Source organism: Acinetobacter sp. WC-743, assembly GCF_000335555.1.
Classification (GTDB): domain Bacteria; phylum Pseudomonadota; class Gammaproteobacteria; order Pseudomonadales; family Moraxellaceae; genus Acinetobacter; species Acinetobacter bereziniae.
Map to the genome: position 1 here is coordinate 21601 of NZ_AMFQ01000148.1, position 22855 is coordinate 44455.

Below are 22855 nucleotides of genomic sequence, written 5' to 3' on the forward strand. Positions count from 1 at the left end.
TGTAGTTGTAATGCTAAATCGTACGTGAAATCAGTTCTTTCATGATTTCATTGGTACCACCATAAATTCGATTTGGTCGAATATCTAAATAGGCACGGGCAATAGGATATTCCAGCATATAACCATACCCACCATGAAGTTGCAGACACTCGTCTACTACTTTGCAAGCAAGATCGGAAACCCAGTATTTAGCGGTACAGGCAGCCTCTATAGACAATTCATTTTTTAAGACCAATTGCATACATTGATCAATATAGGTCCGTGCAATCTGTATTTCTGCGCGCATTTCGGCTAATTTAAAACGTGTATTTTGAAATACGGAAATCGGTTTGCCAAAAGCTTTGCGCTGCTTGGTGTATTCAACAGTACTTGCCAAGGCAAACTCTGCGCCTGCAGCACAAATGATTCCGATCATCATCCGCTCCCAAGCCAATTCTTTCATTAACATGATAAAACCCAAACCTTCCATACCAAGAAGATTCGATTTCGGAACACGAACTTGATCAAAAAAGAGTTCACAAGTATCTTGTCCATGCAAACCAATTTTCTTCAGTGGTTTACCTTTAGTAAAACCAGTACGACTTGCTTCGATAATCAGCAATGAAACATTTTGTGCTTCACTTTCCCCTTTGCCCGTTTTGACTGCGACAATAGCGATATCGCATAGGTAGCCATTGGTAATAAAAATCTTAGATCCATTGACGATATAATCGTCTCCATCTTCTATTGCAGTGGTCCGAATCGCTTGTAAATCTGAACCTGTTCCTGGTTCTGTCATTGCAATCGCTCCAATGACCTCACCCGTTGCCATAAGTGGCAACCATTGTTGCTTCTGCTGTTCATTTCCAAAATTATTAAGGTAATTCGCAACAATATCCGAGTGCAAAGCAAAACCCGAAGCTGAGTCACCTACTCTGGCTTGTTCTTCCATTAAAATCATTGAATATAATCGATCAACACCCGACCCTCCATATTGTTCTGGCATCGTGCAACACAACAAACCTAATTCTCCAGCTCTCTGCCATAAATGACGGTCAAGATGTTGCTGTGCTTCCCACTGTTCCCGATAAGGTGCAATTTCTGTTTCAAAGAAACGACGGGCTGTTTGACGAAATTGTTCATGTTCCGAATCAAACAACGTACGTGGAATCATGGCAGTCATCGGTTGGGGTATATTTAAAGCAGACATTTCAACTCCTTGTATTTATTTTTCTTAAGAATTAGCAGTGAGTAGCTCATTTGATATTTACAATACGGACGTACAACTTGTTTTATTGTTTTATACTGCGCTCAGAGATTGTTCAATTGTATAAAGTTTCACCAAAGTATTGCACAGTGACGTTTTATGCCAAGATGCCCCCTAAGGCTTTGCCAGAGAAGAAAAAAAGCAATACCCAATAAGATTCAGATATTGCTTGGTACTTAAAATTGTAATGAAAAAGTAATATTGACAATTAAAATAACAATTTGGGAGGCTGTTGATTATTTTGCAAAGGCACCACATGATCATCTTTTAAATCAACGCCTGAAAGTTGTAATTTAAATGAATTTCGCATGAGTGCCATTAAACGCTGAGTTGCAATTTGAATGCTTAATCCCGCAGGTCGTACATTGGAAATGCAGTTTCGACCTGAGTCCAAACAGCCTTTCCGCGCTTTCCAAGTATAATAAATCCCCATACTATCAGGTGAACTTAAACCCGGACGTTCGCCAATCAACATAATTAGCATTGGGGCATTGAACGTTTGAGCTACTTCATCTCCTAAGGCAACTCGACTTCCTGTCGCGATCACAATCGGAGCAAGTGTCCATCCTTCAGCAACAATATGCTCCCCTAACGAGTTGATATAGGCAATTGCATTCTCCTCAATGGCACGTGCGGAAAGTCCATCACCTGCGACAATACATACATCATATTGTTGCGGATGGTCAGCCACATAATCGGTTAATTGCATTTGCGATTGTTCAGATAATTGACGTCCATAATCTGGGCGTTTTAAATAAATTTCTTTGTTTGTTGCCTTACTTTCGACCACGAGGCTTTGAAAGTTTAAATCCGTCAGCTTGTGCTGCATATCTTCAATATTCAATTGATGAAAAACAGCATCTTTGGCTTGAGCATGTGAGAGCTGAAAATTAAGTAATTCTTGAGTCGGAATACTGCAGCCGACTCGCCCCATTGCAATTCGAGCATCGGTATATTGTTTGAGTTTGTGCCACGGGTCTTCATACAGACCATTAGAGAAGGTTTCAAATTTGGAGAGCTTCATGCTTGATGCTCCTTTTACGATAATAATTTAGCAAAATTTTTAGGCATACTATTCGGCCATTGAATCTGGCGTTGTTCTTGATGAAAAATGCCCTGATGATCCAACCAAGCTGAGAATTCAGGGGCAGGTTTTAAACCCATTAACTGACGTAAATACAGCGCATCATGGAAAGAAGTGGTTTGATAGTTCAACATCACATCATCTGAACCTGGAATGCCCATAATAAAATTGATGCCTGCCGCACCAAATAGAGTTAACAGCACATCCATATCATTTTGATCTGCGTCGGCATGGTTGGTATAACAAATATCACATCCCATAGGCACACCGAGTAACTTGCCACAGAAATGATCCTCTAAACCGGCTCGAATAATTTGTTTACCGTCATACAAATATTCAGGACCAATAAAACCGACTACAGTATTAACCAATAAAGGATTGTATTTACGTGCGACAGCGTAAGCCCGTGCTTCAATGGTTTGTTGGTCTACGCCATGATGAGCATTACTGGATAAGGCACTGCCTTGTCCTGTTTCAAAATACATGACATTTTGACCAATTGTTCCCCTGTTCAGTGCCAAAGTCGCTTCATAGCCCTCTTGGAGCAAGTCGAGCGTTACTCCAAAACCATCATTTGCTAATTGTGTTCCTGCTATTGATTGAAACATCAGATCAATGGGAATATTTCTTTCTGCAAGCTGAATGCCTGAACTGATATGAGTCAATACACAAGATTGGGTTGGAATTTCATACTCTTGAATAATGTGATCAAGCAGTTTGAGCAACTCAGACAGATTATGTAAGTTATCTGTGGCAGGATTAATGCCAATGACCGCGTCACCATTCCCATACATTAAACCATCCAATAAACTTGCAGAAATCCCCAATACATCATCGGTCGGGTGATTGGGTTGTAAGCGTGTAGATAAATGCCCTTTCAAGCCAATCGTATTACGAAACTGTGTGACCACTTCGCACTTACTGGACACCAGAATCAGATCTTGATTGCGCATGATTTTACTGACAGCAGCCACCATCTCAGGTGTAAGCCCCTTGGCTAAATTTGCCAGTGTCTCAGCCGTTGCTTCTTCACTTAACAACCAATTTCTAAAGTCACCTACAGTAAAATGTGAAATTGGTGCGAACAAATCTGCGCGATGCTCATCCATAATGAGGCGCGTAATGTCATCTGTGTCATAATCAATGACAGCCTCATTTAAAAAGGTTTTTAACGGGACTTCGGCAAGCGCCATTTGTGCCGCTACTCGTTCTGTTGCATTGCTAGCAGCGACGCCTGCCAATTCATCTCCAGAACGCAGCGGTGTCGCCTTTGCCATTAAAGTTTTTAAGTCTTGGAAAATAAATTGTTGCTGTGCAACATTGTGCCGATAAGCCATAGTTATAATTCCTGCTCTGCTGCCTTAATACTGGCAAACTCTTCTTCGGGTGTCCCTGAAATCAAATGATGGCGGCTATATACTAGAAAATACAGAATAAACACCACATAAATACCCAAAGCAATAAACCAAACTTTAGGATCAACAAGAAAACCTGCAACCACCGCAACAATCGATAAAATCAAAGCAATGCTTGAGGTTACAATCCCTCCTGGCGTTCGATATGGGCGATATACATCAGGTTGAGAAATGCGCAACTTAATATGTGCCATCATCATCAATACATATGAGATCGTTGCTCCAAATACTGCGATTAAAATCAGCAGATCACCCTGTTTGGTTAGTGATAATAAAAAACCGATAATGCCCGGTATAATTACGGCTAAATAAGGCGATTTGTTTTTATTAGTCAAAGACAACGAAGTCGGTAAATAACCTGCCCGAGAAAGTGCAAAAATTTGTCGTGAATAGGCATAGATAATGGAAAAAAAGCTTGCGATTAGACCAGCCAAACCGACAAAGTTAACAAAATTGGCTAACCAACCATGCCCATAAACTTTAACAAGTGCATCCACCAACGGCGCACCTGAGTCTTTCAATACACTTGCACCTGCTGCGCCACCACTGAGAATTAAGATCAGAATAGCAAATGCAGCTAAAATCAACATGGCTCCAATCAAACCACGAGGTAAAGATTGTGCAGGATTTTTTGCTTCTTCCGCAGCCAAAGGAACACCCTCAACTGCAAGAAAAAACCAAATCGCATAAGGAACTGCTGCCCAAATGCCTAAATAGCCTTGAGGTAAAAAGCTGCTTGCACCTACTTTTGATGAATCAACTGCGATATCAAATAAATTCGCACTATTAAAATGGGGAACCATAGCCACTAAAAACACCACAACTGCAACGACGGCGATCGCAGTAATCACAAACATGATTTTAAGCGCTTCACCTGCACCTTTTAAATGAAGCCCCATAAAGACTAAATAACACATCAAATAGATGATCCACCCTCCAATACCAAATAGGGACTCACAATATGCACCAATAAATGTCGCAATTGCTGCTGGCGCAATCGCATATTCAATCAAGATCGCAGTTCCAGTCAGATAGCCCCCAAATGGACCAAAAGCCATCCGAGCAAAACTATAACCTCCCCCTGCTGTGGGCATCATGGTCGACATTTCAGACATGGAAAGGCAGATGCATAAATACATAATGGCAGCAAGAACAACCGCGACAAACATCCCGCCCCAACCGCCTTGTGCAATCCCAAAATTCCAACCCGCAAAATCACCGGAAATGACATAGGCAACACCCAAACCAACCAATAACAGCCAGCCGACTGCGCCTTTTTTAAGTTCTCTTTGTGCAAAATAATCTTTGGAATCACCCGCCTTACCGACAGATAATGGTTCATTGTGATCGCTCATCATCGTTCCTTTTTAATTGCCTTTTCTTGTATAAGCAAAAAAAGTGCCTTTCCTTGGGTCACATCAATTTTTATTCATTTGTTTTAATCAGTGTTCTGTTTCTTCCGTTAAAACAGATTCAATTTCAATCTAACAAACAAAGGTAGGAAAAAAGTTGAAGAACATTTAAAAATAGAAATTGGAGAAAACGATCATCAAGCAAAAATTAAAAGGAGTAAAAATACATAGTTGCTATTTATTTAATAAAATTAATATAGTATTTAGATTTTATACACAAATAAAATGCAATGTGACCAAGACCATGGATGAAAAAACTGATGCTTTGAATGAAAATCTAAAACAAACACAGAAGGATTCACTTGCAAATCAAAAGCTAAGATTTGCGTTAATTGCCTGTAAAAATGACTTACTCAATACCGCATCCTTGGCTTTAATTACGATACAAATTTGGGATATGTATAAAGGTTTGTTTTGGTGTACATCCCATCCGAGTCAATTGCCTTCACAACAACACATAGAGTATCCCTTTGAATCACAGAATGAATATGTTTACAAAGCTCCTATTTTCGATTTAAAAACTCACTATATTTATGGCGAGGTGATTTTATTTAACCGTTTTAAACAAGAAAATATTTTTGGACAATTGGCTGCAACGCAATGTGCAGAGATGATTGTACAAAAAATAAATCAAGAACCAATACAGTGTTTGTCCATCCAAGCTTATTCAAACCAATATGAAATAAAAATCAATCACCAGCCTGTACTTCTAACACCACGCCAATTTGAAATCATCTGTATTTTAATTCTCAATCCGATGGGCTTAAGCTTAGAACAATTACACCTTTATCTATATGAGGATGAAAATATCAGCCTCAACACACTAAAATCTGAAATTTCATATTTAAAAAATAAAGTTGGCGAATTGATCTGCGCCCGAACTTATCAAATTCAGGCTGAAGTTTTTGCGGATTTTAAACTACTCGAAGAAGCACTTGACGCAGGTTATCTCGATACAATCCGAGAGCTTGATCAAGGTGATTATTTTACAAAATGCAAAAGCCCTTTTTTACGCAAGTGGCAACAAATTCTTCGAATACGAATCCAAAACCTACTTGGATAATTTTTTCGATGATTGTAACTGCCTAAAAATAGTGAACAAAACCCAAACCGACTTTCTGCCAATCTATTTGATTTTGTTGTTGATATTCCCATTTTAGGTGCACACTATTTTGTGAATCTAGTGCGTATTGAAACAAGCTGTTCACCCGTAAATTCCACTGACTTGTATCTTGCCAATATGGCAATTCCACTTGAACTACACTATTCAGCCGATCCGACCAAATATTTTGACAACCTACAGTTGGACCCAATCCTAGCCGCCATCCCTTATCCAATGACTTTCCTGCTTGCAACTGAGTTTGCAACTCGGCATAACACAAATGTTTCCGATCATCATCCGCAATGGTATAACCAGACTGCGCTTTTGCACTCATGACACCATGTTGTTGTTGGTCTGTAAACTGCCCATTTTGAATTGCTTCTTGTTGCCAACCCAAAGTAAAGCCCCAGGTTATTGGTGTTTTAAAAGATGTAATCGGGTTATACGAGTTCACTGTGAGTAGATCAAGATGTTCGAGCTTTAAACGGTCATTTCGCCACTGCGCTGCACCATCTAAGAACTGTAATTGGGTCCCTATTCGGAAACCACCTTGTGGATCAGTTAAGTCATGATAAGCCTGTCGATGACCAAGCTCAGCATACTTATCTCCTTGAACCTCACCTACAGCAACTGACCATTTACGTGCATCATGCCCTTTGACGGGGTTAATCTTAGGTTCAGCGGGCGCTTGACGTTGCTTTGCAATTGAAATCTGACTACGCAACCCGAGCAATTGTCTAAAACGTGGCTGTGTATAGCCTGCATCGACTTGTCGCGCTACAAACTGTAAGTATAAATCGTCATACGCCATTTCTAAAATTTTAGCTCGATCTGCTTCATTATAGGCAGCAATCGCTTGTGGCATCTGTTGCGGTTCTAATGATGCAACTTCATGTGCTATCTTAGCTAGCTGATGACCATGCTGTTTGGCTTGCGAATTTAATTGTGTTTCTAATGCAGGGCGATACACCGTTTCTTGAATTAATCCTTGTTGATCAATTGCCTTAATGGTTTCAATCGGTATGGCAGCATAAGTAAATTTTTTTCGTAAATTTGAATCGGGACGAACAAGATCAAGTAAACCAAGCAATCGATAAGCGCAATTGTCACTGACAAAATAATAAGGAAAGCTGACTTTTTGCATTTCCCAAATATGTTTGACTAAAAATGCAGTTTCCTCTGGATTTAAATTGAGTTCATATTCCCAAAGATCCCTACTTTCAAAATCACCATATTCTTTTACTTTTCGATAATACGGCATTAATGAATATTCACCTGGATATTTTCCAACCAGACCTTTCCACGCATATGACCAGTTGTCTTCACTATTGACGGTGGCAGCATAGTTAATTGCATAAGATACCAAATTCAATTGCTTCTGATCTTTTGGATCAAGCCGAAGTGAGGTATGTCCAAACATTGAACTTGGATTTCCCATAAAATCCGTCGCATAGATCAAGGTGGCTTTATAAGGTTTAATTTGTCCAAACCATTGATCAAATTCCGGACAAGAAATAACAGGTAACTGTTGTTCAGTAATATTTAACTGCTGCATCAACCATTGGCTTCGGGCAGGAAATTTACAGCGAATGGATTGATTCGGTTCAGCCTTTTGGAACAATGCTTTGATATCGGCATCTAACTCATGTTGAATATTGGTTCGCCCATCTAGAGCATAAAAATAACCTGAATAGCTGACTTCACTTTGATAGAGCTTTTTTTGATTTGATCCAAGTTCTGCAGTGCCCTCAGCATAAAGTAAACGTTTCCATGTCACCTGTTCAGCCAATTGTTTTTGTTGAGCTAGTTGCAAATAGTTCGCTAAGGTCTGTTGTTCTAATGTTGGTGTTTCTGCATGGGAATAAATGGTCAGTAATGTGCTGAATACGCTAAAACTAAGTGCTATGTATTTCATTCAATCATCAATTTATCATGGTTATAAAATGTGGTAATTATAAGTTGGGATCAACTCACGACTTTCCCTGTTTCATGTAGCTTATCTTGTTTCATTTTCAATCGTATATTGAGCAATAATTTTGAATAAAAAAACCCTGCACCAAAGCAGGGTTTTTTCTGGCTTAAACGTAAGCTTTTAAAACAGCATCATTTGCCATCACTTGTTGAAGTGATGCCAATACTTGTAGAGAATTTTGATTTTCTACTGAATAGATATTGGCAAAGTTAGATTTAGCCACAGCATAGAAATGTGCCTTATCAGCATCTTTAACATTTAACAAAGATGCAAGTACAGTTAAGCTTTCACCTTGTCCTACAGCCATATCACGTGCCAGTGATTCAGAATTTTCATTCGTAAAAGTAACCACTTGCGCAGTCACTTTACCATTACCATTACAACCTAAAGTACCAAAAGTAATACCGAGTAATTGATTAGTAAACAGCCCATTTGTGGTAGCTGCTAAAATTTTAGGTACTTTACCAGATTGACCAGCCCAAACTTGAGAACCCACACCACAACCGACGTCTGGATCAGCCATAGCAACACTAGAACCCGCAGCCAATACAGCAGCTAAAGCGATTTTTTTTAACATATAATTCTCCAGAATTTTCATATGTATTATTTTTAATACAACATATGTGAATTGTTGTTTTGCAAACTATGCAACGGATGTTACACCCACGTAGATTTATCACATAAATTCAGATAAGCAAATCAAAATTTAATCACTTAAAAATTATTTATTGTATTTTTTAAGTGACCAATCACCATTTTCCATTCGATTTCCCAAAATCTTAAGCACCAAGACCAAGCTTAAAAGTAGTAACAGATACCAAGAACCGAGTTTCCCCCAACCCACCATATGCCATGCATCGACCTGACTCGGATACAGCCATATTTTATTGAAAGTGCTGATATTCTCAGCAATCCAAATGATAAATGCCAAAACAATTAGTACAGGCAACATTGGAAGCTGAAACTCATGTTGTTGTAATCTGAAAGATATTTTAGTTTTCCAGAAAATTACTACACTCCAGATAAAAAGCACATTGCGAAAATCAGGAATAAAAAATTTACTCATAAAGTTGATATAAGACAACACAGCTAAACTCAGCATATTGCCAAAACGAGGTAAATTTAAAAATGAGACTTGGTATAAGCGCAATGATCGTGCAAAGAAACTTCCGACTGCTGAATACATAAACCCTGCAAACAAAGGCACAGTTAAAATTTTAAATACAGCAGGTTGCGGGTATTGCCAAGAAGCAATTTGCGGATGAGTCAAGAAAATTTCCATACCCATTGCCATGATATGGAACAAAGCAATGACTTTAGCTTCTGCCCATGATTCTAATTTTAGATAAAGCAAACAGGCTTGAATAATGAGTGCATAAAACAAAAGATAGTCATAACGGAAAAAACCGTAAAACTCTTGGCTTCCCATTTTAGCCGTGATGATAAATGCGATCAGCAATAAAATACCAAATAAGGCAGCTGAAGCTGCCTTAGATAGAAATTCAAACAATGATTTAAAGTAGTTCATCATATGATTAATAAAAAACACTTAGCCTAAATATTTCGCACTATAATCATGTACAGTATCAATAAATATTTTTGGATGATCAGGATCCACCCACTGGGTTATGCCATGACCTAAATTGGCGACATAACCTGTTTTTTCACCATTCGCATAGGCATCATCCAACATTGCCTGAGTTGCTTTTGCAATCGTCGTGGCTGAACCATAGAGCGTTGCAGGATCTAAATTACCCTGTAATGCTGCTCGTCCATTCACTGTTTGACGTGCAACATTTAAAGGTGTTGTCCAATCTAAACCAAACGCATCTGCATCTGTCGCGATCATTGGTTCCAACCATTGACCACCACCTTTAGTAAATAAAATTACAGGCACTTTACGCCCTTCATTTTCACGTTTTAATCCAGCAACGATTTTTTGCATATACTTCAGTGAAAATTCTAGATATTCACGATGTGCTAATGTACCACCCCAACTATCAAAAATTTGAACAGCTTGAGCACCTGCCTCAATTTGGGCATTTAAATAATCAATTACGGCATCAGCGAGACGGTCTAATAATGCATGTAAGACTTCGGGTTGCGCATACATCATTTGCTTGGTGAATCGAAAGTCTTTGCTTGAACCACCTTCAACCATATAGGTAGCCAATGTCCAAGGGCTGCCTGAAAAACCAATTAAAGGCACTTGACCCGCCAATGCAGAACGAATAGTTGAAACTGCATTCATGACATAGGCAAGATCAGACTTGGCATTAAATTTGGGTAAATTTGCGACATCTTGTTCGGTACGCACAGTTTTATGAAATTTAGGTCCTTCACCTGTTTCGAAATAAAGCCCTAAACCTAAAGCATCAGGTACTGTCAAAATATCTGAAAATAAAATGGCAGCATCCAATTCATAGCGGCGTAATGGTTGCAAAGTCACTTCACAAGCAAATTCAGTATTTTTACAAAGAGAAAGAAAATCACCCGCTTTAGCACGTGTTTCACGATACTCTGGTAAATAGCGCCCTGCTTGACGCATCATCCAAACTGGTGTGGTATCTACAGGTTCACGCAATAAGGCACGTAGAAAACGATCATTTTTTAAGGTCGTCATTTACTTTCCCAATCAAATATTAATTTCGCACCATCATAACAAAAAGGTCCCACTGATATTCATTTCTTGAAAATTTTTCTCAATAAAGTTTTGAGCTTATTGATTTGAGCAGCAATTTTGTATACGAAAACAAAACAAAACTCATCTGGGACAAAAATGTCTATAGAAAAAAATGATTAACACAAAACAAATACTGCAACACCTTATAAATTCTGTAATACTTAAGCAGATTTTTAGTCATAAATTATGAATAATTCTTAAGGTTGATCTACATGTTCGTTCGCTCAATTCTTGCTTTGAGTTTAAGCTGTGTGTTAACAGGTACAGCATTTGCTGCATCTACAGCTGAGCAACCGCTAACGCCTAAAAAAGTTGCTGCTCCTGTTGAAGATCCTATCGATCCACTTGCCATTGACAGTTCTGCTTCAAGTGTAGAAGCACAGATCAGTCCGCAAGAGCAACAAGATTTGGACAAAGCAGCAAACACGCTACAGAATTTAGAAAAAACTGAGGATAAAACTTCAGATACAGCAATTTCGCCATCTGCACCACAAACTACGCCAGCGAAAACACCTACAAATCCGAATGCAGCTAAAGCATCTTGGACTTTAGACGGAATAAACAACGCTCAATGGTACGAAAATATTGGCAGAGGACAATTCCCTGTTTATGCACGTGCGCACGTCATGTTAAATAATGCTCACGCTTCTCCTGGCGCTATTGATGGTTCAAGTGGTATGAACACTTTGAAAGCCATTGCTTCATTCCAACAAATGAATGGTATTAAACCAACAGGTGAATTAACCAAAGAAACTTGGGATGCACTTGTGACTCAACAAGGCAACAAACCAGCTTTTGTTGAATACGCTATCACTGCGGAGGACTTAAAAGGTCCATATGCAAAATCAATCCCACATGATTATGCATTACAAGCAAAAATGCCAGGTTTGTACTACACACGTGTTACAGAAATGTTGGGCGAAAAGTTCCATATGGATGAAGATTTCTTAAAGAAACTTAATCCAAAAGCGAACTTCAACAAAGTTGGCGAAAAAATCATTGTTACCAATATCCGTAACGAATTACCTGAAAACATTCATTTGATCGTTGCGCATAAAGGCGCCAAACAGTTGTATTTGTTTAATGCGCAAAACCAAATGGTTGGCTCGTTCCCTGCAACCATTGGTAGTTCAGATACTCCGTCACCAACAGGCACTTATAAAGTAACTGGTGTAGCACGTAATCCGTGGTACAGCTACTCACCGAGCAACTTTGTACAAGGTAAAAACTTGAAACCACTGTCATTACCACCTGGTCCTAATGCACCTGTAGGTAATATCTGGATTGGTTTAAGCAAAAAATCATTCGGTATTCATGGTACACCAAACCCATCTGCGATTTCTAAGACTGCATCGCATGGTTGTATCCGCCTAACCAACTGGGATGCAAATGATCTCGGTAAAAAAGTGAAATCAGGTGTTACCGTTAAGTTCCTTGAATAATCAAACACTTTAACCGTATAGAACCAGTGCTAATGCACTGGTTTTTTATTTAAAGTACCTGTTAAACAGCGTTGCAAAAACAAAACAATGTGTTGTAATTTCATTATTTCATCTCATATATTTAAATATTAAACTCAACTTATGTTAAAAAATAAAGAATTGGAGATTTGAGATGAATACTTTTTTACATCACAGCGAAAATCGTGGTCATGTCAAAATGGGGTGGTTGGACACCAAACACAGCTTCTCATTTGGTAGTTGGTATGACCCAAAATACATGGGTGTAGGATCTTTACGTGTAATCAATGATGATACGATTGCCGCACACAATGGCTTTGGTACTCATCCTCACGACAATATGGAAATCTTGACCTGTGTATTGAAAGGCACAATTTCACATAAAGACAGTATGGGAAATGAACGTCATATCAATGCAGGTGAATGGCAATTGATGAGTGCAGGTACTGGTGTACAACACAGCGAAATTAACCAAGGTGATGAAGCTGTTCATATGCTTCAAATCTGGGTGATTCCAAATGTTCGTGATGCTGAACCGAATTATCAACAAATCGAACGTGATCCTAAAAAATCACCGAATGAATGGCAATTGATTGTTGGTCCAAATGATGATGCTCCTATGCACATTCGTCAAAATGCTGAAATCAAAGCAGCATATTTGGAAAAAGATCACAGCTTAGACGTTAAAGCGACTCAAAAATTTAACTATGTGCATGTGATCGAAGGTGAGATTGATATTGCCGGTCAAGTACTGAAAGCAGGCGATGCTTACTTATTTGATGAAGATTCAACACTCACTGCACATGAAAACAGCCAATTTATTTGGTTTGATTTAAACAGTTAATCCTGCTGAAATAAAAACCTCCATATGCAATAAATGGAGGTTTTTTTATACTATTTCAAAACCGCCTATTCAGCTCAAGATAGGGCGAGTACTCCCTCACTCAACGACAATAATCCTTTTTCTGATCTTTGATCAATGATAATGCAGCATTCCAAGCTGCACAGATAATCGGTTCAGCAGCGTCACTTTCAAATTGCTTCACAGTATATTCTGAAACCTCTTTACTCGGATAATGTAACTTTGAACTGCTCATGGCTTTAATCTGAATCTGACAGGCACGTTCAAGAAAATAAATTTCATGAAATGCTCGAGCTATGCTATTCCCCGTTGCCAATAAACCATGATTGCGCAAGATCATACAACGATGCTCACCAAGGTCTTTAACTAAACGCTCACGTTCTTCGGTTGAAAAAGCAATCCCTTCATACTCATGATAGGCAATATTGTTATAAAACTTCAGTGCATGTTGAGACAAAGGCAATAACCCTTTTTCTTGCGCAGAAACGGCAATACCATCTGCTGTATGGGTATGAATCACACAGTTAATCTGATCATTGGCATGGTGTAAGGCAGAATGAATCACAAATCCAGCGACATTGACCATCTTACCTTGATCACCTTTTGCCACGATATTGCCTTGATGGTCAATTTTGACCAAATCAGAAGCAGTCATTTGATCAAAAGTCACGCCATAACGATTAATCAGAAAATGATTAGATTCATCGGGAACGCGTAAACTGATATGTGTATCAATCAAATCTGTCATTTTAAAATATGCAATTAAACGATACAGTGCTGCCAACTGGCAACGTGCTTCCCATTCTGATTTTTGCATATACTTTGGTCGTTTCATCCTAAAATCCTTTTTAGTATCGATTGATCGTTATTCATTTTTAACCAGTGTTCAACCACGATACAAGTTTTAATTCGTGAATGACCCGCCCAAGTATCATTTTGCTTAGTTTAAATGTAAAAAATCCAAACCAACACTAATCTATTGATTTGGATTTAAAATTATCAATTATCATATTTTATTATTATTTATTTTTCTTTTTCATTTATTGTTATTCAGCCGTATTCTTATTATTATTTTTTTCAAAAAAAAAAAATAAAAAACGATTATTGTTTTATCTTATTCTTATTCATGTCTTATTGTTTTTATAAAACTTAACTAGACACTAAGTTGGTAAAGTAATTTTTTACCTTTAAAAGTTAAATCCTTAATAAAAACAATGTTTTTATTATCTAAATATGAAATAGCATCATCAATTTCAATATAATTTTCTTCAATCAACCATGTAATATCAAGTTCATTTAAATCAACCATTCCTACCAAAGAAATGGCTCGATTTTTATTATGTTGATTTTGAATATTCTTTAAAACTTCGCGTACTTTAATTAAATCGTTCATATTTTAAATCTCATCGTGCTTACAGGTTCTATTATATAAATTGGGAAAACTATTACTAGATACAAAAACGCCCTGTGCGACAAAAATTGTCGCACAGGGCGTTCAATATAAAGATCAACATTTTTGAGATATTTCTATTGCTAGAATAGCAATAAGATAAATTAAATATTATTTAAATTTCAAATATTTAAAACCAAGTCAATAAAACCGTAATTTGTAGCCTGTGTCTTGCTCCAAACGTTGTATTGCTGCTGAAAAGTCCATGGATGCTGCATCTGTTGTTTTAATCAGATCATAGCAAGCATGGGTTGTTTGCAATACTTGAAGTTCGAGTTGGCTACGACGCATTAAATCTATAGCAATCCCCATATCTTTTTGAAGCAGGTTTAAAGCAAAGCTTCGATCAAATGCACCATTCAAGATTCTCTGTGCAACGATGGTTTCAGACATACCACTTCGCCCACTGGAATGATTGATACAGTTAAGCGCCGCTGCTAAATCCACTTGTTGGGCTTTTAAAATACTTAGCCCTTCGGCGGCTGCCCAAAGATTCACAGCCATTAAACTATTGTTAACAGCTTTTACTGCAAAACCAGAACCACTTTCGCCCACATATTCAATGAGATCAGCAAAGGCTTGAATAAATGGCTTTGCACGTAGACAGGCATCATAATGACCTGCCAACATCACGGTCAGAGTGCCATTTTCTGCTCCGATGGTTTGTCCTGAAACAGGTGCATCCAAATAATCAATATTTAACTTTTTTAGCTTTTCTGCCAATTGACACGCTGAACTGGGAATACCACTGGTACAATCCACCCAAATACTTCCAGCTTTTAAACTGACCCTGGCAATCAAGTTTTCAACATCTGCGCTGGTGGGTAAACAAGAAAAAATGATGTCTGCCTGTACTGCTTCTTGTAAATTTACAGCAATTGTTCCAAAGCTTTGCGCATGTTGTTGGGCTTTTTCAAAATTTCGATTCCAGACTTTTACTGTTTTACATACCTTAGGCAGATGGGAAGCCATATGCCATCCCATTGCCCCAAGCCCAATGAATGCGACATGGGGCAACTCACTGTCTTTTGTATTATTGCTCATCACATTCATCTCCGTTTTAAGCACTATGCGTAAATGACTTGATACTTTCATCAGACTCCGTCTGCACTGCACCAGAGGGCTTTTCGCCGCGGTTGAGGAATAAATTTAGAATAATTGCAGTCAAAGTGGCTGTACCGATACCGCCTAAATCAAACGAGCCAATATGCACGCTAAAATTCCCCGCCCCCATGATCAGACTGACAGCAGCAATGATAAGGGTACTATTTTTAGTAAAATCAATTTTGTTATCTATCCAAATTTTTGCGCCTGCCACAGTGATTAAACCAAACACCACAATAGACGCTCCGCCAAGTAAAGCGACTGGAATGGTACTGATGACCGCACCAAATTTAGGTGATAACCCCAATAAGATGGCAAAAATACCAGCAATCACAAATACGGTCGTCGAGTAAATCTTGGTCACCGCCATCACGCCAATATTTTCAGCATAAGTGGTCATTCCTGTGCCACCGACTGATGCTGATAAAGTTGTACAAACACCATCAGCAAAAAATGCGCGCCCCATATAAGGCGATAAATTTCGCCCAGTCATGGCAGAGACCGCTTTAAAATGACCTAAGTTTTCCGCAACGAGAATGATGGCAACAGGTGCTATCAAAAGCATCGCATTGGCATTAAATGTCGGTGCAACAAAATGTGGTAATCCAAACCAAGCAGCGTTATTGATCACGGCAAAATCAATGGCTTTGCCTAGTCCCATGACATTGGCAAGAATAAAATACAGGACATAAGCACAGACCAACCCCAGCAAAAGCAAAAGTCGACGCATCATCCCTCGGGTAAATACAGCAATGACACTAATACACACGATTGTGAGAATTGCCATCCAAGTATCAAAAGAATTTGCTGAAACGCTTTTAATGGTGACTGGTGCAAGGTTTAGTCCAATGATCATGACAATTGCCCCAGTAACGATCGGAGGCATCAGTTTTTCTATCCAACCTGTTCCTGTTTTCATCACGATTAAACCGATGGCAGCGTAAACCAAACCACAGGCAATAGTTCCTCCCAAAGCCACTGCGATATTGGGATTTGTTCCAACACCTGTGTAACCTGTTGCTGCTGCTACAGCACCAATAAATGCAAAACTCGACCCGAGATAACTCGGCATTCTTCCACCAGTCATGAGGAAAAATAAAATTGTGCCAATCCCTGTAATGAATATGGTTAAGTTCGGATCAAAACCCATCAATAAAGGTGCTAAAACAGTTGCACCAAACATTGCAAAAGCATGTTGTAAGCCCAGTACGATGCTTTTTCCTGCTGGTAAATACTCGTCAATCTGCACAGGTGTTTGGTCTAAATTTCCTGTATAAGGTTTAAATGAAGCAAACCACGGTTCTTTTGTCGCCATTTTTTAATTCCCCATATTTAAAAATCAACATACGTTTTGAGGTTCACAATAGTTACGTTTAAAATACAGAAGCGCATTTAAGTCTGGATTGTGTCTTATTGCTTTGACTTGGCAAAACAGCACATCATGGCTTCCTACGGATTGACTCGAAACAACTTCACAATCAAACGAAATCAATGCACTCTCCAACACGGGTGAGCCAGTGATCAGCTCACTCCAGTTGGCTTGTGCAAATCTTTCTTGCATGGGTGTTTTTCCACCAAATAAATTAGATAAATCTGCCTGATTTGACCCCAATGTGTTGACACATAAAACTTTATTTTCTGAAAATGTACTGTATACAGAAGAAGATCGATTTAAACAGACCAATAAAGTGGGTGGTGTATCAGTCACACTACATACTGCGGAAGCTGTAAAACCTGCTTGCCCTGCCTTGCCTTTAGTGGTGATTACATTGACTGCCGCACCTAAATTGGACATCCCCTGTCTGAATAAGGTTTGATCGACTTCTAAATGAACATTGGCTTCATTGGCTTGAGTGAATTCAATTATTTCACCTACGACTGTGTTGGTTGGTTTGATCATTTGCATCATGGCTCTCCCACCCCGATGCACAAATGTTCAAAGGGGTTAAAAATATCGTTGAAAAATTAAATTCAGGTGATTAATAAAATTGAACGAAGGCTTATCCCACATGTGCAACAGATGCAATTTCAACGAGAGCATCGGGTTTGACTAACCCCACCTGAACACAGTAGCGTGCGGGTTTATCATTGGGAAAATATTCAGCATAAACGGTATTCACCGCAGCATAATCTGCCCAATCTTTGACAAAGATTGAATTAAACGTGACGTCATCCATCGTTCCACCCGCTGTTTCTATCACTCTTTTGATGGTTTCTAGAATATGCCGAGTTTGTCCCGCAGCATCGCCGACATAAACCACATCATTATTTTCATCAAATGCCAAAGTGCCTGAAACATAAACGATATTGTCTGCTTTAGTTGCAGGAACATAAGGGGCGAGTGGTTTTGAAGTTCCTGCTGGGATTACAACTTGTTTAGACATTTAAAATTCCTTATTTTACAAAGTCCATCTCCGCCATAAACTGAATCATTAACAGGTGGCAAAAATGGATAAATCATTAAAAAATACTTAGGCAGATTGACTTAAAACCACTGTAGTTTCTTGAGGTGATTGAAAAGTTTCTACAAATGCAGTGGTATTTGATACCCATCCAAAAAAAGTTTTAATGTTATATAAAGCTGCGACTTGAGCTTCTTCTGGACCTGCCTGATAACAAGCATCTTCTAGCGCGATGCCAAAATATTCCAAAAAGAAACCATCCCTCAAGGTTGACTCGACACAAACGTTGGTGGCGATGCCGACAAAAACCAGATTTCGTATACCACGAGCACGTAACATGCTATCTAAAGCAGTATTAAAGAAGCCGCTATAACGAGGTTTTTCAATAACAATATCTTGAGCTTCAGGTTTTAACTCATCGATTAATGCAAAATCCCAGCCACCTTTTGCCAATAATTTGCCTGCCAACTCTGGTTTTTTACGCATAGTTTTTAATGCATTGGATTTATGAAAATTCGGTGAACCTAAACCACCTGCCTCTTGATATTGATCATCCCAACCATTTTGAAAATAGATCACTTGGATACCCGCAGTATGTGCAGCATCAACCGCTTTTTTTATATTTGCGACCACAGGTTGAGTTTTTGAAACATCAAAGCCAGCCAGATCTAAATAACCACCGAGCGAGGTATAAGCATTTTGCATATCAATCACAATAAGTGCTGTATGCTCAGGTGCCAGTTGAATAGATTCAGGTTCAGCCTTTAAAAGTTTTCCCGTACCTGCTTGAGAGGTAAAATCAGCACAAACAATGTTCGATAGAGCTTGTTTGTTTTCCATCATATTCATGCGCTTTTCTCCAAAATGGTTTGGCTAGGTTCTTGATAACTTGCAACAACAGCTTCACGACTTTTCATCAAGGGTTGAATACGCTGACCAAAATCCTCCACACCTTGTACAAAATCATCAAAAGTTAATAAAATCCCTTCCGTCCTATCTATTTCAGCAATTTCATCCAGCATCTTGGCAACATTGTCATACGCCCCCACGATCGTACCCATATTGATATTCACAGGAGATACGCTAGACGCCATTTGACGAATATTGGTATCTGTGCCAGATGTTTGATCTTTACCTCCTTGATTCATCAGCCAGTTAATTGCTTCTACATCTGCGCCTGCGTTGTAATTTTTCCATTTATCCATTGCTTCTTGATCTGTTTCAGCTGCTATCACCATAAACAGCACATAAGTTTGAACCTCACGCCCTGTTCGATCTGTATGTACTTTTAAGCGATCATTGATTTCAGCATAGGCAGTTGGTGTATTTAGCCCTTTTCCAAAAACAAAGTTATAGTCTGCATATTGTGCAGAGAACGCGAGACCTGTCTCAGACTGCCCTGCACAGATAATTTTCATGTCCGCTTGCGGTGTTGGCTTGACTTGGCAATCATCCATTTGGAAAAACTCACCTTTAAAATCTGATTTTCCTGTTGCCCATAACTCACGTAAAATTTCGACATATTCCGACAAATAATCATAACGCTTGGCAAAATAATCATTCCCAGGCCACATGCCCATTTGTGTATATTCAGTTGGTTGCCATCCCGTAACAACGTTTAAACCGAATCGTCCATTCGAAATTGAGTCAATGGTTGAAGCCATTCGTGCCACAATTGCTGGAGGCATCACCAACGTTGCTGCTGTCGCAAAAATTTTAATTTTACTGGTCACAGCCGCAAGACCTGCCATTAATGTAAAAGTTTCTAAGTTATAATCCCAAAATTCAGTTTTACCGCCAAAACCGCGGAGTTTAATCATAGAAAGCGCAAAATCAAAACCATAATATTCAGCGCGTTGTACAATCTGTTTATTCAACTCAAATGTTGGTTTATATTGCGGAGCATTTTCTGAAAGCAACCAGCCATTGTTTCCAATCGGACAAAATACACCTATTTTCATCTTTAAACCTCACTGCATAAAAAATATTCTAATCAAAAACACTTCGCCATAAACTAAAATTTAGATGCTTTGATATTTTCAATAATGCATAGTGCGTGCCACTAAATTTATCCTATTGTTTATTATATTTAATTTTTAATATTCAATTTTTATTTTACCTTTTGGTAAAAAATAGTTTTATATTATGGAAACACCAATAAACTAAAATGGTGCAAAATGCGCCGAATTAGATCATTTCTAAAACTTCTCAATTAAATACTTACATCAAATAAAAAACCGCATCAAAAATAGATACGGTTTAATTTAATTCTTTCTTATTTAAATATTATTTATAATATTTTACATGCTTCCAAAAAATCTAACCTAGGTAGTCTTGAATATATTTTTGTATGATCTCCATATCCAATATTAATGATCATATTAATTTGATAATCCGTATTCTTAAAGAAAATATCATTTACTTTTTGAGGATTAAAGCCAGACATTGGTCCCGTATCTAGCCCTAAACTCCGACAAGCTAAAATCAAATAAGCAGCCTGCATTGAACTGTTACGAAACGCTGTTTCTTGTGTCAGTTCAGGGCTTGACGTAAACCAAGACTTCGCATCGGCATGCGGAAATAATTTACCAAATTGATCATAAAACTTTTGATCTGTGGCGACTAATACGGTCAAAGGCGCCGACATGGTTTTCTCAATATTTCCTGTAGACAACGCAGGTTTAAGCTGGGCTTTTGACTCAGCCGTCGTTAAAAATACAAATCGTGCAGGACAACAATTGGCTGATGTCGGTCCCATTTTAACCAAGTCATAGATTTTGTGAATTTGTTCAGTTGAGATTTGCTGATCTAACCAGCCATTATGTGTTCTGGCTTGATGAAACAATTGATCTAAATCTATATTTTCTTGCTTACTCATCGCGCTTATCCTTTTAAGTTTTTAATCAACAAATAATTGAGTGTTTTACTGTCAGTGATTGTTGAAGCATGTGCACCATAGTCCAATACGGTTAAGTCCCCATGCCCTAATGCTGCTTGAAGATCGTGACTTTTTTGATAAGGCACTAGAAAATCATCTTTATTGGCAATGTAATACAAGTCTGTATTCAATAAAGCCTTTCGATGAATGGGTAAAATTTCAAATTCCATCAGTGCTTTCAATCGTGCCATTACATTGTGCGATGGAGGAAAGTCTTGTAGTCCTATATTCTCTATCTGTTGTATTTCTTGGTGATTTTTTGAAATAAAAGCAGGAGGATAAAGAAATAAAGCCTGTGCACGCACATAAGCTTCTGCCCCAGAATCTTTTAATAAAGCGATTCGAGTTTGAAAACATTTTTGTGTGTGGGGATCCAAAGTATCCCAAGCATTGATCATGGTTAAACCCAATAAAGAAATCGAAGTATTTTGTACCAGCACAGCCAGTTCAGCTCCAATCACTGCACCTAAGGCATGCCCAATAAAGTGACATTTATCGATTTTATACTTTTGCAAAATTGCGAGGGCTTGTTCAGCCATATTTTGAATGGAATAGTATTGAGGCAAATGGGCTGAATCTGCATGACAGCCTTCTTGATCATAAACCAAGACATGAAAATATTGCGTTAGCGGCTCAATCTGCGGTTGCCAGAATGTTGCATGTCCACCTAAACCTGAAGACAAAATGACGAATTCGGCATCTTGTCCGTTGCTACAAGGAAAAATCTTCTCTTTCATTTTCTACCATTCGATAAATTAATTAAGCGAACAACAGCAAGAAATATGCCGAATTAATATTTTTTAAATTTTGGTATTTATGAATTTTGAGCATGCTTGCTTGAAGCGAGCATGTTTATAAACAGCTAATTCAGCTAAAGGCAGGTTTTTAATGTAGTGAATATATCAACTCATTTTTTCATGTAATGCATTCACTTTACTTAAAATTCGATCAAAAAAAGCAACACGAATGTTGCTAGCTTGAGTAATTAGAGACAATTAAAAAAGAAGCTCATCAACGCATACGCTTTAAGTTATAGGTGACGACACCCCAAATTTCAAACTCTTGCCCTTCTTCAATATAAATATTCTTAAATTCAGGGTTTTCTGCTTTTAACCAAACTTTAGGTGGATCAAAATGCTTATCAATCATTAAGCGCTTCACGGTAAAATCATTGTCAATACGCGCAATCACGATATCACCAGACTTTGCCGTGATACTGCGATCGACGATCAATGGGTCTTCAATATCTATCCCCACATCCAACATTGAAAGAGAATTGGCTTTAACAATAAAAGTCGAACTTTCATTTCGAATCAGATATTCATTCATATCCAAAGATTGTTCAATTGTGTCCTGAACAGAAAACGGCACACCTGCTGCAACTCGTTCGGTCGCTAAAGGTATTTGATAAATCTTATCGTTTTTTGCTTGAACTGTTTGGATATTCATAGTCGAGCTAAAATCACTTAGCTGTGCGTTGCTGAAATTTTTCAGTAACCAATTTTTGATAAAATCAACTTGGGATTCAGGCACACGGATTACTTTGGTAGGCTCACTGAATTGTGCTTTACGCCCAGCATTGGCTCTCGCACCTCCATGTTCAAATTCTACTTTTTTAGTCATTTTTTATCCTGTATGCTACATAAAAACCAGTAAAATCAATATACCTTGAAAAAGTTACAAATTCAAGTTGACGGCAAGTTTTTTTTGAATAACAATAACCCT

22 protein-coding genes are annotated in these 22855 nt (G+C 38.3%); 3 read left to right on the plus strand and 19 right to left on the minus strand.

Annotated elements, in window-relative coordinates; all coding sequences use genetic code 11:
* Positions 1–13: 13 nt before the first annotated feature.
* The 4 genes from ACINWC743_RS22085 to eat form a co-directional block, all read right to left on the minus strand.
* Positions 14–1189 carry an acyl-CoA dehydrogenase family protein gene (locus tag ACINWC743_RS22085; protein WP_004828905.1) on the minus strand — a complete coding sequence of 392 codons (1176 nt, stop codon included), beginning with the start codon at positions 1187–1189 and terminating at the stop codon, positions 14–16.
* A gap of 265 nt (positions 1190–1454) precedes the next feature.
* Complete coding sequence (gene eutC, locus ACINWC743_RS22090; protein WP_009587058.1) at positions 1455–2270, minus strand: ethanolamine ammonia-lyase subunit EutC; 816 nt, start codon at positions 2268–2270, stop codon at positions 1455–1457.
* Positions 2271–2284: 14 nt separating this feature from the next.
* Positions 2285–3667 (minus strand): ethanolamine ammonia-lyase subunit EutB, encoded by a 1383-nt coding sequence (locus ACINWC743_RS22095; RefSeq protein WP_009587057.1) that lies wholly within the window; start codon positions 3665–3667, stop codon positions 2285–2287.
* A 2-nt stretch (positions 3668–3669) separates the two neighbouring features.
* Complete coding sequence (eat, locus tag ACINWC743_RS22100) at positions 3670–5100, minus strand: ethanolamine permease (protein WP_009587103.1); 1431 nt, start codon at positions 5098–5100, stop codon at positions 3670–3672.
* A gap of 301 nt (positions 5101–5401) precedes the next feature.
* Between eat and ACINWC743_RS22105 the strand changes: the two genes are divergently transcribed.
* Positions 5402–6220, plus strand: coding sequence for a helix-turn-helix domain-containing protein (locus ACINWC743_RS22105; RefSeq protein ID WP_009587076.1), 819 nt, complete (start codon positions 5402–5404; stop codon positions 6218–6220).
* 22 nt (positions 6221–6242) lie between these two features.
* Here ACINWC743_RS22105 and ACINWC743_RS22110 read toward each other — a convergent pair whose 3' ends face one another.
* The 4 genes from ACINWC743_RS22110 to hemE all read right to left on the minus strand — a co-directional run bounded on the left by ACINWC743_RS22110 (position 6243) and on the right by hemE (position 10854).
* Positions 6243–8174 carry a DUF4105 domain-containing protein gene (locus ACINWC743_RS22110; protein ID WP_009587097.1) on the minus strand — a complete coding sequence of 644 codons (1932 nt, stop codon included), beginning with the start codon at positions 8172–8174 and terminating at the stop codon, positions 6243–6245.
* 163 nt (positions 8175–8337) lie between these two features.
* On the minus strand, positions 8338–8808 hold the full coding sequence (locus ACINWC743_RS22115; protein ID WP_004828916.1) for a DUF3015 family protein: 471 nt from the start codon (positions 8806–8808) through the stop codon (positions 8338–8340).
* Positions 8809–8952: 144 nt separating this feature from the next.
* On the minus strand, positions 8953–9759 hold the full coding sequence (locus ACINWC743_RS22120) for a DUF817 domain-containing protein (protein ID WP_171064927.1): 807 nt from the start codon (positions 9757–9759) through the stop codon (positions 8953–8955).
* Positions 9760–9780: 21 nt separating this feature from the next.
* Positions 9781–10854 (minus strand): uroporphyrinogen decarboxylase, encoded by a 1074-nt coding sequence (gene hemE / locus ACINWC743_RS22125; protein WP_009587053.1) that lies wholly within the window; start codon positions 10852–10854, stop codon positions 9781–9783.
* Positions 10855–11126: 272 nt separating this feature from the next.
* On the opposite strand from hemE, the gene ACINWC743_RS22130 reads away from it, so the two are divergent.
* Together ACINWC743_RS22130 and ACINWC743_RS22135 are read left to right on the plus strand one after the other, a co-directional pair.
* Positions 11127–12356 carry a L,D-transpeptidase family protein gene (locus ACINWC743_RS22130; RefSeq protein WP_004828919.1) on the plus strand — a complete coding sequence of 410 codons (1230 nt, stop codon included), beginning with the start codon at positions 11127–11129 and terminating at the stop codon, positions 12354–12356.
* Positions 12357–12528: 172 nt separating this feature from the next.
* Positions 12529–13218 carry a pirin family protein gene (locus ACINWC743_RS22135; RefSeq protein WP_005032452.1) on the plus strand — a complete coding sequence of 230 codons (690 nt, stop codon included), beginning with the start codon at positions 12529–12531 and terminating at the stop codon, positions 13216–13218.
* Positions 13219–13318: 100 nt separating this feature from the next.
* Here the strand turns inward: ACINWC743_RS22135 and ACINWC743_RS22140 are convergent, their stop codons facing one another.
* From ACINWC743_RS22140 to ACINWC743_RS22190, 11 genes are all read right to left on the minus strand, one after another.
* The gene (locus tag ACINWC743_RS22140; protein WP_009587100.1) at positions 13319–14071 is read right to left on the minus strand and encodes a class II aldolase/adducin family protein; all 753 of its coding nucleotides are present in this window, start codon (positions 14069–14071) and stop codon (positions 13319–13321) included.
* Between the two features lie 318 nt (positions 14072–14389).
* The gene (locus ACINWC743_RS22145; RefSeq protein WP_005032456.1) at positions 14390–14629 is read right to left on the minus strand and encodes a hypothetical protein; all 240 of its coding nucleotides are present in this window, start codon (positions 14627–14629) and stop codon (positions 14390–14392) included.
* A gap of 198 nt (positions 14630–14827) precedes the next feature.
* Entirely contained in the window at positions 14828–15730 is a 903-nt protein-coding gene (locus ACINWC743_RS22150) for an NAD(P)-dependent oxidoreductase (RefSeq protein WP_009587091.1), read from the minus strand.
* 16 nt (positions 15731–15746) lie between these two features.
* Positions 15747–17105, minus strand: a complete 1359-nt coding sequence (rutG, locus tag ACINWC743_RS22155) for a pyrimidine utilization transport protein G (RefSeq protein ID WP_004828931.1) — start codon at positions 17103–17105, stop codon at positions 15747–15749.
* Between the two features lie 24 nt (positions 17106–17129).
* Positions 17130–17696: an NADH-dependent FMN reductase RutF gene (gene rutF, locus ACINWC743_RS22160; RefSeq protein ID WP_005032462.1), complete on the minus strand. Its 567-nt coding sequence runs from the start codon at positions 17694–17696 to the stop codon at positions 17130–17132.
* 94 nt (positions 17697–17790) lie between these two features.
* Entirely contained in the window at positions 17791–18174 is a 384-nt protein-coding gene (gene rutC / locus ACINWC743_RS22165; protein WP_004828938.1) for a pyrimidine utilization protein C, read from the minus strand.
* An 87-nt stretch (positions 18175–18261) separates the two neighbouring features.
* Entirely contained in the window at positions 18262–19032 is a 771-nt protein-coding gene (gene rutB, locus ACINWC743_RS22170; RefSeq protein ID WP_373867890.1) for a pyrimidine utilization protein B, read from the minus strand.
* A 5-nt stretch (positions 19033–19037) separates the two neighbouring features.
* Positions 19038–20153 carry a pyrimidine utilization protein A gene (gene rutA, locus ACINWC743_RS22175; RefSeq protein ID WP_009587043.1) on the minus strand — a complete coding sequence of 372 codons (1116 nt, stop codon included), beginning with the start codon at positions 20151–20153 and terminating at the stop codon, positions 19038–19040.
* Positions 20154–20482: 329 nt separating this feature from the next.
* Positions 20483–21070, minus strand: coding sequence for a malonic semialdehyde reductase (locus ACINWC743_RS22180; protein ID WP_004828946.1), 588 nt, complete (start codon positions 21068–21070; stop codon positions 20483–20485).
* A gap of 5 nt (positions 21071–21075) precedes the next feature.
* Positions 21076–21867, minus strand: a complete 792-nt coding sequence (rutD, locus tag ACINWC743_RS22185) for a pyrimidine utilization protein D (protein WP_009587056.1) — start codon at positions 21865–21867, stop codon at positions 21076–21078.
* Positions 21868–22141: 274 nt separating this feature from the next.
* A complete protein-coding gene (locus ACINWC743_RS22190) occupies positions 22142–22753 on the minus strand; it encodes a LexA family protein (RefSeq protein WP_004828948.1) in 612 nt (203 codons plus the stop codon).
* Positions 22754–22855: the final 102 nt, after the last annotated feature.